This window comes from Kribbella pittospori (genome assembly GCF_004331465.1).
GTDB classification, from domain to species: Bacteria; Actinomycetota; Actinomycetes; order Propionibacteriales; family Kribbellaceae; genus Kribbella; species Kribbella pittospori.
In genome coordinates this window covers 507,724-520,987 of sequence record NZ_SJKB01000004.1, presented here as the reverse complement: position 1 = coordinate 520,987, position 13,264 = coordinate 507,724, and the positions used below count along the sequence as shown (strand labels likewise).

Annotated in this window: 9 protein-coding genes; 7 read left to right on the top strand and 2 right to left on the bottom strand. The window is 67.5% G+C overall.

Translation table 11 applies throughout. The features are described from left to right. Positions 1-24 precede the first annotated feature (24 nt). From atpA to E0H73_RS15930, 5 genes are all read left to right on the top strand, one after another. Positions 25-1,662 carry a F0F1 ATP synthase subunit alpha gene (gene atpA, locus E0H73_RS15950; protein WP_131356049.1) on the top strand — a complete coding sequence of 546 codons (1,638 nt, stop codon included), beginning with the start codon at positions 25-27 and terminating at the stop codon, positions 1,660-1,662. A 6-nt stretch (positions 1,663-1,668) separates the two neighbouring features. Further along, the gene (locus tag E0H73_RS15945; RefSeq protein ID WP_131356047.1) at positions 1,669-2,580 is read left to right on the top strand and encodes a F0F1 ATP synthase subunit gamma; all 912 of its coding nucleotides are present in this window, start codon (positions 1,669-1,671) and stop codon (positions 2,578-2,580) included. A gap of 5 nt (positions 2,581-2,585) precedes the next feature. Next, a complete protein-coding gene (gene atpD / locus E0H73_RS15940) occupies positions 2,586-4,040 on the top strand; it encodes a F0F1 ATP synthase subunit beta (protein WP_131356045.1) in 1,455 nt (484 codons plus the stop codon). A gap of 1 nt (position 4,041) precedes the next feature. Further along, positions 4,042-4,446 (top strand): F0F1 ATP synthase subunit epsilon, encoded by a 405-nt coding sequence (locus tag E0H73_RS15935; RefSeq protein WP_131356043.1) that lies wholly within the window; start codon positions 4,042-4,044, stop codon positions 4,444-4,446. Between the two features lie 133 nt (positions 4,447-4,579). Further along, entirely contained in the window at positions 4,580-5,011 is a 432-nt protein-coding gene (locus E0H73_RS15930; RefSeq protein ID WP_131356041.1) for a DUF2550 domain-containing protein, read from the top strand. Positions 5,012-5,018: 7 nt separating this feature from the next. Here E0H73_RS15930 and E0H73_RS15925 read toward each other — a convergent pair whose 3' ends face one another. Next, positions 5,019-7,865, bottom strand: coding sequence for a glycoside hydrolase family 2 TIM barrel-domain containing protein (locus E0H73_RS15925; protein WP_131356040.1), 2,847 nt, complete (start codon positions 7,863-7,865; stop codon positions 5,019-5,021). 39 nt (positions 7,866-7,904) lie between these two features. Here E0H73_RS15925 and E0H73_RS15920 point away from each other — a divergent pair, with 39 nt between their 5' ends. Further along, positions 7,905-8,939, top strand: coding sequence for a sugar-binding transcriptional regulator (locus E0H73_RS15920; RefSeq protein WP_131356039.1), 1,035 nt, complete (start codon positions 7,905-7,907; stop codon positions 8,937-8,939). On the opposite strand, the gene E0H73_RS15915 is transcribed toward E0H73_RS15920, so the two are convergent. After that, positions 8,911-10,650: a glycoside hydrolase family 127 protein gene (locus tag E0H73_RS15915; protein WP_131356038.1), complete on the bottom strand. Its 1,740-nt coding sequence runs from the start codon at positions 10,648-10,650 to the stop codon at positions 8,911-8,913. The two genes, E0H73_RS15920 and E0H73_RS15915, sit on opposite strands and share 29 nt — an antisense overlap. A 239-nt stretch (positions 10,651-10,889) precedes the next feature. Here E0H73_RS15915 and E0H73_RS15910 point away from each other — a divergent pair, with 239 nt between their 5' ends. After that, a complete protein-coding gene (locus E0H73_RS15910) occupies positions 10,890-13,256 on the top strand; it encodes an Ig-like domain-containing protein (RefSeq protein ID WP_131356035.1) in 2,367 nt (788 codons plus the stop codon). Positions 13,257-13,264: the final 8 nt, after the last annotated feature.

The window sequence follows — 13,264 nt, the reverse complement described above, 5'->3', positions numbered from 1 at the left end:
AGGGTCAAGGAAGCAGGAAACACAATGGCTGAGCTCACGATCAGGCCGGAGGAGATCCGGGACGCCCTGGATCGGTTCGTCACCGAGTACCAACCGGCGGAGGCGGCCCGCGAAGAGGTCGGCACCGTGGTCGACGCGGGTGACGGTATCGCGCATGTCGAGGGCCTGCCCTCGGCGATGACCAACGAGCTGCTCGAGTTCGAGGACGGCACCCGGGGCATCGCGCTGAACCTGGACGTCCGCGACATCGGAGTCGTCGTCCTCGGTGAGTTCGACGGGATCGACGAGGGCCAGCAGGTCCGCCGGACCGGCTCGGTGCTGTCGGTGCCGGTCGGCGAGGGCTACCTCGGCCGCGTCGTCGACCCGCTGGGCAAGCCGATCGACGGCCTCGGCGAGATCAAGGACCTCGAGGGCGACCGTGCGCTGGAGCTGCAGGCGGCCGGCGTGATGGACCGCCAGGAGGTCCGCGAGCCGCTGCAGACCGGTATCAAGGCGATCGACGGGATGATCCCGATCGGCCGTGGTCAGCGCGAGCTGATCATCGGCGACCGCAAGACCGGTAAGACGGCGATCGCGGTCGACACGATCATCAACCAGAAGGCGAACTGGGAGTCCGGCGACCCGAAGAAGCAGGTCCGCTGCATCTACGTCGCGGTCGGTCAGAAGGGCTCCACGATCGCCGCCGTCCGCGGTGCGCTCGAAGAGGCCGGCGCGATGGAGTACACCACCATCGTCGCCTCCCCGGCGTCCGACCCGGCCGGCTTCAAGTACGTCGCGCCGTACACCGGCTCGGCCATCGGCCAGCACTGGATGTACCAGGGCAAGCACGTGCTGATCGTGTTCGACGACCTGACCAAGCAGGCCGAGGCGTACCGCGCGATGTCGCTGCTGCTGCGCCGCCCGCCGGGCCGTGAGGCGTACCCGGGTGACGTCTTCTACCTGCACAGCCGCTTGCTGGAGCGCTGCGCGAAGCTGTCCGACGAGCTCGGCGCCGGTTCGATGACCGGTCTGCCGATCATCGAGACCAAGGCCAACGACGTGTCGGCCTTCATCCCGACCAACGTCATCTCGATCACCGACGGTCAGATCTTCCTGCAGTCCGACCTGTTCAACGCCAACATCCGGCCGGCCATCGACGTCGGTATCTCGGTCTCCCGGGTCGGCGGCGCCGCGCAGGTCAAGGGCATGAAGAACGTGTCCGGCTCGCTGAAGATCGACCTGGCCCAGTTCCGCGCGATGGAGGCGTTCGCGATGTTCGCGTCCGACCTCGACGCCACCTCCCGCCGCCAGCTCGACCGGGGTCAGCGGCTGGTCCAGCTGCTCCGGCAGCCGCAGTACTCGCCGTACCCGGTGGAGGAGCAGATCGTCTCCATCTGGTCCGGTACGACGGGCAAGTTCGACGAGGTCCCGGTCGACGACGTACTGCGCTTCGAGCGGGACTTCCTGGACTACCTGCGCCGGGAGAGCAAGGTGCTCGACAGCATCCGCGAATCCGGTCTGTTCGACGACGACTCGGCCCAGGCCGTGACCGAGGCGCTGAACGCGTTCAAGCCGACCTTCCAGACCTCCGAGGGCACCCTGCTGGGCACCGAGGCGGAGGCTGAGGCGATGGACGAGGCGGACGTCGAGCAGGAGCAGATCGTCCGGCAGAAGCGGGGCTGATCGACCGTGCCAGCCAATCTGCGGGAGCTACGCGATCGCAAGGCCTCGGTCTCGACGATCAAGAAGCTCACCCGGGCGATGGAGCTCATCGCGGCGTCCCGGATCGTCAAGGCGCAGCAGCGCGCCCAGGCGGCCGGTCCGTACGCGCGTGAGCTCACCCGTGCCGTGTCGGCGGTGGCGACGTTCTCGAACGTCGACCACCCGCTGACCACCGAGAAGCCCGATCCGAAGCGGGCCGCGGTGCTGCTGATCACCTCCGACCGCGGTCAGGCCGGGGCGTACTCGGCCAACGTGATCCGTGAAGGGGAGCGGCTGAACCAGCTGCTGCGCGAGGACAGCAAAGAGGTCGTCCCGTACCTCAGCGGCCGTAAGGGCATCGCGTACTACACCTTCCGGCAGCGCGAGGTCGCGCAGTCGTGGAGCGGTGACTCCGACGCTCCGTCGTTCGCCCGTGCGCGGGAGATGGCCGATGCGCTGATCGAGGCCTTCCTGACCCCGACCGAGGAGGGCGGCGTGGACGAGATCCACATCGTCTTCACCCGGTTCGTGTCGATGCTGACCCAGCGCGCGGACGTGATCCGCCTGCTGCCGCTGGAGGTCGTCGAGGGCGAGGAGGCGCCGGCGGCGGACGACGTACTGCCGCTGTACGAGTTCGAGCCGTCCGCCGAAGAGGTGCTCGACGGGCTGCTGCCGAAGTACGTCGCCAGCCGGATCCACTACTGCATGCTGCAGGCGGCCGCTTCCGAGCTGGCCAACCGGCAGCGGGCGATGAAGTCGGCGACGGACAACGCGCAGGACCTGATCGAGAAGCTCACGCGGGACCTCAACCAGGCCCGCCAGGCCCAAATTACCCAGGAAATCAGCGAGATCGTCGGTGGTGCCAGCGCGCTGGCCGACGCGAACGCCGGGAGCGAGTGAGAGAAATGACTGCCACGGTTACCGAGAAGAACAACGAGGCCGGCTCTACTGGTGTTGGTCGCGTCGCCCGGGTGATCGGCCCGGTCGTCGACATCGAGTTCCCAGCGGACGAGTTGCCGGACATGTACAACGCGCTCGAGGTGGACATCACCCTGGGCGACACCACCCAGACGATCACCCTCGAGGTTGCGCTGCACGTCGGCGACAACATCGTCCGGGCCATCTCGATGAAGCCCACCGACGGCCTGGTCCGCGGCGTCGAGGTGCGCGACACCGGTGCTGCGATCTCCGTACCGGTCGGCGACGTCACCAAGGGCCGGGTCTGGTCCGTGACCGGCAAGTGCCTGAACCAGGACGAGTCCGAGTTCGAGATCACCGAGCGCTGGCCGATCCACCGCAAGGCGCCGGCCTTCGACCAGCTCGAGTCGAAGACCGAGATGCTGGAGACCGGCATCAAGGTGCTCGACCTGCTCACGCCGTACGTCCAGGGCGGCAAGATCGGCCTGTTCGGCGGTGCGGGTGTCGGCAAGACCGTTCTGATCCAGGAGATGATCTACCGGATCGCCCACAACTTCGGTGGTACGTCGGTGTTCGCCGGCGTGGGCGAGCGGACCCGTGAGGGCAACGACCTCATCAACGAGATGGAAGAGGCAGGCGTCTTCAAGGACACCGCGCTGGTCTTCGGTCAGATGGACGAGCCGCCGGGCACCCGGCTGCGGGTCGCGCTGTCCGCGCTGACGATGGCGGAGTACTTCCGCGACGTCAAGGAGCAGGACGTGCTGCTCTTCATCGACAACATCTTCCGGTTCACCCAGGCCGGTTCCGAGGTCTCCACGCTGCTCGGCCGGATGCCGTCGGCCGTTGGTTACCAGCCGAACCTGGCCGACGAGATGGGCGTGCTGCAGGAGCGGATCACGTCGACCCGGGGTCACTCGATCACCTCGATGCAGGCGATCTACGTGCCCGCGGACGACTACACCGACCCGGCGCCGGCGACCACCTTCGCCCACCTGGACGCGACCACCGAGCTTTCGCGTGACATCGCGTCGCGTGGTCTGTACCCCGCCGTCGACCCGCTGACCTCGACGTCGCGGATCCTCGACCCGCAGTACATCGGCCAGGAGCACTACGACGTGGCCGTCCGGGTGAAGCAGATCCTGCAGAAGAACAAGGAACTGCAGGACATCATCGCCATCCTCGGTGTCGACGAGCTCTCCGAAGAGGACAAGATCACCGTCGCGCGGGCGCGCCGGATCGAGCAGTTCCTCTCCCAGAACACCTACATGGCGGAGAAGTTCACCAACATCAAGGGTTCGACCGTGCCGCTGAAGGACACCATCGAGTCCTTCAAGAAGATCACCGAGGGCGAGTACGACCACGTCGCCGAGCAGGCGTTCTTCAACGTCGGTTCGCTCGACGACGTCGACCGCAAGTGGACTGAGCTGCAGAAGGAAAACTGACATGGCCGACGAATCTGCCAAGCACCTCGAGGTCGCGCTGGTCGCGGCCGAGCGGACCGTGTGGCAGGGTCAGGCCAGGATCGTCATCGCCCGCACCACGGACGGTGACGTCGGGATCCTGCCCGGCCACGCGCCGCTGCTGGGCCTGCTGCAGGGTGGCACCGTCCAGGTGCGGACCGTCGACGACGAGTACTTCGTCGCGGCCGCGCCGGACGGCTTCATCTCGGTGGCCAACGACCGGGTCTCGATCCTGGCCGAGAACGCCGAGATGGGTCACGACATCGACCTCGAGGAGGCCCGGCGCGAACTCGAGGAAGCGCTGGCGACCGGCAGCGAGACCGATGCCGACTCCGACGAGGTCCGCCTCGCCGAAGCCAGGGTGAGGGCCGCCGAGAAGACGGCCTGACCGCGGCGGTGGGGTGGGGCCGCAATCGGCACAGCACCCACCTGCCATAATCGAACATCGTCACTGACAGTACGGTTCTCCGGGGTGTCCGGGGCAGTACGCTATCGGGCACCGGGAATGAGGTCGGCAAGGTATGAGAACAGTCCTCGATGTCGTCGGGGTCTGTCTGCTTGCCGCCGTACTGCTGATCATCGCGTTCGCGTGCCGCCGTCGCTGGTTGTCCAGGGACGGCGGCACTTTCGATTGCAGCCTCCAGTTGGCCGAGAAGGACCACGGCCGCGGCTGGGCCCTCGGCCTGGCCCGCTACGTCGGTGACGAACTGCAGTGGTTCCGCGTCTTCAGCCTGGTCTGGTGGCCGAAGCTGGTCGTCAACCGCCGCCAACTCGAAGGCATCACCACCCGCCGCCCGATGGGCAACGAGCCCTTGGTCACCTACGCCGGCCACGTCATAGTCGACGCCGCCCTCCAAGACCGCACAGTCCACTTCGCCATGACCGAAGAGGCCCTCACCGGCGTCCTGGCCTGGGTAGAATCCGCCCCACCCAGCAGCCAGACCTACCACTAACTCCTGCTCAGCCGAGGCTGAAGCGGAAATTGTGGGGTTGGGGTTGTAGGTCGTGCGGCGGGAGGATCGGGGCGCCGCTGGTTGGGCTGCCTAGGCCGTGTTGGAGAGCGTCCAGGGTCAGCCAGGTGTTGGCGCTGGGGGTGAGGTCTTCTCGGTGGTCCGCGGCGGCGAGTTCGGCGATGCTCCATTTGCGGAGCGTTAGCGCCAGGTGCGGGTCGGCTGTCAGTCTGAGGTTGCCGGCTGTTCCGGACAGGTCGGCCCAACGGACGTCGGCGCGGGCGCCGTTCTCCTGGGGGTAGATGTACGGCACCTGCCAGTCGTCGATGGTCGCGGTGTAGCGGCCGATCCGCGCAGCTGCCCGGGAGTCCGGATACGCCTGCCCCGGTCCGAGTCCGAACCAGGTCACGCGGTCGAACCCAGCCGGCAGTCCGAACGTCACCCCGAGGCGCGCCCAGGGCACCGTCCACTCGCCCAGCGGCTCGACCTGCACGTCCGCGGTCAGCCGGTTGCCGTCCGAACTCCAGCGGTACGTCGTCAGCACCCGAGCATCCGTCGCCGCGGCGCCGACCATGGTCACCACGACTAGCTCGTCCCCGTCCGGCTCCACCGACACCGTCCGATACCGCAACCGGTGCAACCCGGCCGCAGCCCACCGAGCCTTCCGATCACGCGTCGTCGCATCCCAGGTCCGAGCATCATGCTGAGTAGGCGCCCGCCATAGTTCCAGAGGCACGTGCTCCACCTCCCACCCACGCAACCCAGTCAGCCGCCCAGTGCGAGGACAGAACCGGCCCGGTCCGACCCACACCTCGCCATCTGTAGTTATGACCTGCACCGCCGGTGACGTAGCAACCCGTCGTGGGCTCGGGGTGATGGCTGCTTGCGTGAACGCTACTTCGTGGCCTGCGGGGGCCCAGGGGGTGTCGGTGGTGAGGACTGCTCGGATGGTTAGCCAGCGTTCTCGGTTTTGGGTTGGTGTGGTTAGGGGCGGGAGTTGCACGGAGGAGTGGCCGCCGGCGGGGATCACCGGCAGTTGCAGGGTGCCTTGGGCGATTACCTCGCCTTCGTCGGCTGTGGACCATTGGAGGGAGAGGTGTGAGGTGTCCAGGACGTCGTAGTTGTTGGTGAGGTGGAGGGTGGTGGGGGTGATGGTCAGGTGGATGGGCTCGTAGGCTTTGCGGACTTCCAGGAGGACTGGTTGGGGGGTGAGGTCGGGGAAGACGAGGCCGTCGAGGACGTAGTTGCCGTCGTGTAGTTCTTCGCCGAAGTCGCCGCCGTACGCGTAGGTGCCATCCGGACGCAGGATGCCGTGTTCCATCCACTCCCAGAGGAATCCGCCCTGGCACCGCTCGTACCGGTGGAACAGTTCCTCGTACTCCGGCAGTCCACCCGGACCGTTGCCTCCGGCATGCGAGTACTCACAGAGGACGAACGGCATCGCCCGGCGCCGCGCATCCAGTACCGGATCGTCCAGCGCCGGCTCGGCGCGCTTCCCAATCTCCTCGACTTCGGCGTGCGCGGCGTACATCCGGCTGTACACATCCACGTCCGCACAGCTCGGATCGCCTTCGTAGTGCACGGGTCGCCACGGATCGCGTTCCCGCGTCCACTCCGCCATCGCGGTGAGGTTCCGCCCGATTCCGGCCTCGTTGCCCAGCGACCACATCACCACGCACGGGTGGTTCTTGTCCCGCTCGACCATTCGCCGCATCCGGTCCACCGACGCGTCCAGGAAGCGCGGATCGTCGGCCGGGTTCCCGCGCCAGTCCAGCAGGAAGAAGCCGTGCGTCTCGTAGTCGCACTCGTCCATCACCCAGAACCCGAGCTCGTCGCACAGCTCCAGCAGCCGCGAGTCCGGCGGGTAGTGGCTGGTCCGGATCGCGTTGATGTTGTGCTGCTTCATCACCAGCAGCTCCTGCCGCAGCCGTTCCTCGGGTACGACGCGACCCAGCGCGGGATCGTGCTCGTGCCGATTGACCCCGTGGAACAGCACCCGCCGGCCGTTGACCGTGAGCACCCCGTCGACGATCGCCACAGTACGGAATCCGATCCGCATCGCCACAGTCTCACCAGCCGTCTCCACCACGGCGTCGTACAACCGCGGCACCTCCGCCGACCACGGCTCGACCTCCGGGATCGTCACGGTCTCGCCGACCGGCGCCTCGACACCCAGCTCCGCAATCCGCACCACCGCACCCGGCCCGGCCTCGACCCGCAAGACCCCGGCACCATCCAAGTAGTCCGCGTGCACGAAGACGTCGCCCACCCCGTCGACGGGCCGTGCGATCAGCGTGACGTCGCGGAAGATCCCCGGCAGCCACCACATGTCCTGATCCTCGAGATAACTGCCCGACGACCACTGATGCACCCGGACCGCGAGCACGTTCCGCCCCGGCCGCAGGACCCCACCGACGGCGAACTCGGCAGGCACCCGACTCCCGCGCGTCACCCCGAGTTCCACCCCGTTCAGCCACACCCGCGCACACGAGTCGACCCCGTCGAAACGCAGTACCGTCGGACCGCTCCACGACGTCGGCAGCTCGAACACCAGGCGATGATCGCCGGTCGGATTCTCGGTCGGCACGTACGGCGGATCGACCGGGAACGGATACGCCTGGTTCGTGTACGCCGGTCGCCCGTACCCGTGCATCGGCCAACTCGACGGCACCGGCAGAACAGCCCAACCCGAGTCGTCGAAGTCGTCCCGCTCGAACCCGTCCGGCGCCTCGCCCACCGACTCCGCAAGGTGAAACCGCCAGTTCCCGTTCAGATTGATCAACGGTGCATCCGTATGGATCGCCGCCCGCGCAGGCAGTACGCCGTACCCAGGCCCAGCGTCTTCGTAGTAAGTCATTCAAACCATCCGATGCGGTAGGTGGCTAGCATGCTGAGCATGACGACGGCGAGTGCGGGAGAGGGCCCACGCCAAGGGGTCCGGCGACAGCCGTCGGCTGAGCAGCTGCGGTTGCTGACGAAGGTCGCGAAGCTGTACCACGAGCAGGGCGTGCGCCAGCCGCAGATCGCCGCGCAGTTGCACATCTCCCAGCCGCGGGTATCCCGGCTGCTGAAGCAGGCCGTGGTGGCCGGCATCGTTCGTACGGTCGTGATCCCGCCAAGCGGCGTACACACCGAACTCGAGAACGCGATCGAGCTGCGCTACGGGTTGCGTGAGGTGATCGTGGTCGACGCCAGTGGCGAGGACGACGGGCACATCATCCCGGCGCTCGGCGCGGCAGCCTCGGTGTACCTGGAGACCACGCTGACCGGCGGTGACCGGATCGGCATCTCGTCCTGGAGTTCGACGCTGCTCGCCACGGTCGAGTCGATGACGCCGCGGCCGACGCAGGTCGCCGAAGAGGTAGTCCAGGTCCTCGGCGGCGTAGGCAACCCGGCCGCTCAGGCCCGCGCGGCTCGGTTGGTCGGCCGGCTGGCGGACCTGACCGGCGCCTCGCCAGTACTGCTTCCAGTGCCCGGCCTGGTCGGCAGTGTGAGCGCGAAGCGCACACTGATGAAGGACCCGGTGGTCACCGAGGTGATGGATGCGTGGTCGCGCCTCACGTTGCTGCTGGTCGGGATCGGCAGCCTCGAGCCGTCGCCGCTGCTGAAGGAGAGCGGCAACGCGATGACCCCCGAGGACCAGAAGGTGCTGCGGGACCAGGACGCGGTCGGCGACATCTGCCTGCGCTTCTTCGACGAGGCCGGCAAACCGGTCCGCTCCGAGCTCGACCAGCGAGTGCTCGGTCTGTCGGCCGCTCAGGTCCGCAGCGACGACCTCCGCAGCGTCGGCGTCGCCGGCGGCATGCGCAAGTACGCCGCCATCCGCGCGGCACTGCTCGGCGGCTGGGTCGACGTACTCATCACCGACCGCTCGGTCGCCGAGCGCCTGGCTGGTGAGCAAATCAGCGAGCATCGACCCACACAGTCATAGGTCCGACCGTCCGATTCGCCCACGCGTAGTAGGGAATCGCCGTCAAGGGCCCGTCTCGTCCCGGCACCTCGACGGTCGTCACCCCACCGAGCAGCTCAGGCCGCTCCCGCTCGACGAGATCGCCCGCCACCACAGCCGTCTCATCCAGTACGACGTCCTGGTCGACCTGCTCGAAGCAGTACACCAACGGCCCACGCTCGATCGCGACACACCCGCGCACCGAGTCGATCCGATCATCCGGCTCGGTACGCCGCGCCTCCACCGGCAACTCCAGCACCACTTGGTCGCCAACAGACCATGACCGTCGGAGCGGTCCGGAAACGCTGGCACCACCTGCCCAGGCAGGGATACGAAGACCAAGAGTCCACGGCTCCGACGGCGTCTCGGTGATGGTCACCGTCACCCGCCCATGCCACGGATAGCGGGTCGCCACCTCGAACCCGACCCTGCCAACAGGCAACTCAGCCGTCACCACAGCCGGTGCGTAGAGGTGCACCTGGACTCCATCGGAGTCCGACGTCGCCACGAGTTGGTCGAGTGAGGAGAGCGTGCGCATCACGTTCGGCGGGCAGCACGCCGTGCCGTACCAAGGCTGCCTTCCCGCAGCCGCCGAGCGCTGGTCGTCGGCGTACGCATGCTGCCGCACCTTCAACGTATTGACGTAGAAGAACGACTCACCACTCAGCGAGACCCCTGAGATCACCGCGTTGTACAGGGTCCGCTCGATCAGGTCGGCGTACTTGCTGTCGCCCGTAGCAAGCAGCAGCCGCCAGCTCCATTGCACACTCGCGATGGCCGCACACGTCTCGCAGTACGCCGTGTCCGGCGGCAACTCGTACGGGTCGCCGAAAGCCTCGCCGTACCACCGTGAGCCGACGCCACCCGTCAGGTACGTCTGGCTGTCGACCATCGTCTGCCAGGTCTCCCGCAGCGCATCGAGCAGCTCAGCGTCACCGGTCTCGACCGCGACATCAGTCGCCCCGGACGCCAGATACAACGCGCGTACGGCGTGCCCCGCGAGTGTCCGCACCTCACGCACCGGCAGATGATCCTGGAAGTACGCCGGTCCGTGGTGCCCCGGTGGCACCAGCAACCCACGTCCCCGCGCCTCGACGAAGTACGACGCCAGCTCCAGGTACGACGCCGTCCCGGTCTCGCGGTAGAGGTCGACCAGCGCCATCTCGATCAGCGGATGACCGTCGACGCCTTCCATCCGCCCAGGCCCGAAGGTCTTGCAGAGCAGATCGGCGAATCGGCACGCGACCTCGAGCAGCGTGCGATCGCCGGTGGCGCGGGACTGGGCGACCGCCGCCTGCAGCAGGTGGCCCGCGCAGTACAGCTCATGCCCCTTCTCCAGATCTCCGAACCGCCGGCCGTCGAGTGCTAGTCGCGTGTGCGTGTTCAGGTAGCCGTCCGGTTCCTGCGCTGCCGCGACCAGCGCACTCGCAGTCGTCTGCCAGGACGCAAGATCCTCGGCCGGCTCGCGGGCCTGTTCCCAGGCGACCGCCTCGAGCCACTTGTAGACGTCCGTGTCGGCGAAGAGCTTGCCGACGAACCCACCGGTCGTACGGCGGAAGTTGCCGAGAGTCCCGGCCTCCTCCAGCCGCAGTCCCGCGGCCGGGATCGTCGACGTCCGGTTGGTCTGCTGGCGCTCCCGCCAGAAGCCGCCGGTGATCTTGGTGGCACCGAGGGGGAGTGGGCGAAGGGGCATGGCTGACAGGAAACCATCCGGGCGAAGCCTGCGGCAAGACTTCGATGCAAACGATTGCCAACGAGCGATCCCGTGGCTGCAAACGATTGCAAATCATCCGCGTCATGCTCTTGACACTCCTTCGTAACCTCGGCAACCATGAGGCCGTCGATCCATTCGATGCCGACTAGATATTCACATCTGGTGCTCAAGCGGCAGCCGCCCCTGCGAAAGTGAGGCCCCAAAGTGAGGCGTGGACGATGACCGAAATCTCCTCCGGCTGGACCCGGCGTACCTTCGTCGGAACGACCGCCGCCGTCGGCGCCGCTGCCTCTCTCGGCATCGCCCCGTCGGCCTCCGCCCAGACCGTCGCGACGGCGCGGACCGCGGCCGCCGACGATCAGCTTCCCGCCTTCCCCGGTGCCGAGGGTGCCGGCAAGTGGGCCAAGGGTGGCCGCGGCGGATCCGTGTACGAGGTGACTACACTCGCCGACTCCGGCCCGGGATCGCTCCGTGAGGGCGTCTCCGGCTCTGACCGGACCATCGTGTTCCGGGTGTCCGGCACGATCGAGCTGAAATCCCAGCTACTGATCGCCGGCAACAACCTCACCATCGCCGGCCAGACCGCGCCCGGCGGCGGCATCTGCGTCTCCGGATACGGGACCGGGATCAAGGGCAGCGCGCACGACATCGTGATCCGCTACATCCGGTTCCGGCTCAGCGACCGCAACGAGATCGCCGACGACGCCTTCAACACCAACGTGCCGGGCTCGGTCAGTCCGGAGATCCGCAACCTGGTCATCGACCACTGCTCGTTCAGCTGGGCCGTCGACGAGTGCCTGTCGCCGTACGGGAACTTCGACGTCACGATCCAGTGGTGCATCGTCTCCGAGGGCCTGGCGCTGTCCGCGCACCCGAAGAACCGGCACGGGTACGGCGGCATCTGGGGTGGCGAGCGCAACACCTACCACCACAACCTGATCGCCCACCAGGGCGGACGGCAGCCGCGGTTCGGCTACACCGAGGGCATCAACCTCGAGGTCGACCACTTCAACAACGTGGTCTACGACCACGGCTACACCTCGGTGTACGGCGGTGAGTGGGCCAACGGCATCAACATCGTCGGCAACTACTACAAGCCCGGCCCGACCACCCTGGGCGAAGTGGCACCGGTCATCGTGAGCGCCAACCGCGGCGGCCAGTGGTACGTCGCAGGCAACCACGTCGACGGTCATCCCGACGTCACCGCGCACAACCGGCGCGGCATCCGGTACCCGATCGGCGGCATCGTCGAGCTGTCCGAGCCGCAGCCGATCCCGGGGACGTTCGAGCCGCAGCCGGCGGCCAAGGCGTACGACGCCGTCCTGGCGAACGCCGGTGCGATCCTGCCGCGGCGCGATGCGGTCGACGAGCGGGTCGTCAACGATGTCCGCAACGGCACCGGCCGGCTGATCAACTCGCAGAAGGAGGTCGGCGGCTTCCCGACGCTGGTCCAGACCGAGGCACCGCTGGACTCCGACCACGACGGCATCCCGGACTGGTGGGAGCAGGCCAACGGCCTGGACCCCAACGACCCGTCCGACGCCCAGAAGATCGCGCCGAACGGCTACACCTACCTCGAGAACTACCTCAACTCGATCGTGCCCGACCCGGTCGGCAACCCGAGCGTGCGGATCACCAGCCCACGGCATAACCAGACGATCCCCGGCCGGACCGCTCCGACCGTGACCGTCCAGGCAGATGCCGCCGCGGACAAGGGTGGGGAGCTCGCCACGGTCGAGTTCTTCGCCGGCGACCAGCTGATCGGTACGGCGACCAAGGCGCCGTACAAGATCGAGTGGAGGAACGTTGCTGACGGCTCCTACTGGTTGACCGCGCGGGCGACGGACCGGAACGGGACCGCGACACAGTCGACCGCGGTGCCGGTGCACGTCAACATTCAGGCCGGTACGCCGGGCTGGACATCTGCGTCCGTCGGCAAGCCGGTGGTGCAGGGATCGGGCAGCCTCGACGGTGGGATCCTCACGATCAAGGGCTCCGGCCGGATCCTGGGCCGCTCGAGCAACTTCCACTACGTCTACCGCAAGCTCCAGGTCGGCGGTGCCGGATCGGTCGCCCAGATCACCACGCGGCTCGACAAGCTCGCGAAGGTTGCCAACGGCATCACGGCCGGCCTGATGATCCGCGACAGTCTCGACCCGGCCGCTCCGTTCATGTACGGCGGCGTCGGGTACGGCGTGGCCGGCGGGATGGGCACGGTTGGCGACAACGCGAGTGGAGCACCGGACGTCACCGACGACGGCGGCATGAAGGCGCAGGCGATCCGGATCCAGACCGACGGACCGAACCCCAGCGTCGGTCCCTGGCCCTGGGACGACAGCTACCTCGACCCGACCAAGCAGTACTGGCTGCGGCTGCTGCGGCGCGAGCGTCCGCAGGCGCGGGAGGTCGAGTTCGAGGCCTTCATTTCCACCGACAAGACCACGTGGGACCGCTTCGGCTACGAGAAGCTCGTGATGCCGAGCCGGACCTTCTACATCGGATTCGCGATCGACGGCGGCAAGGTCGACAACGACCTCGTCGACTACGGGACCGCGCAGTTCAGCAACATCTCGGTCGAGCAGTGAGGCAGGAA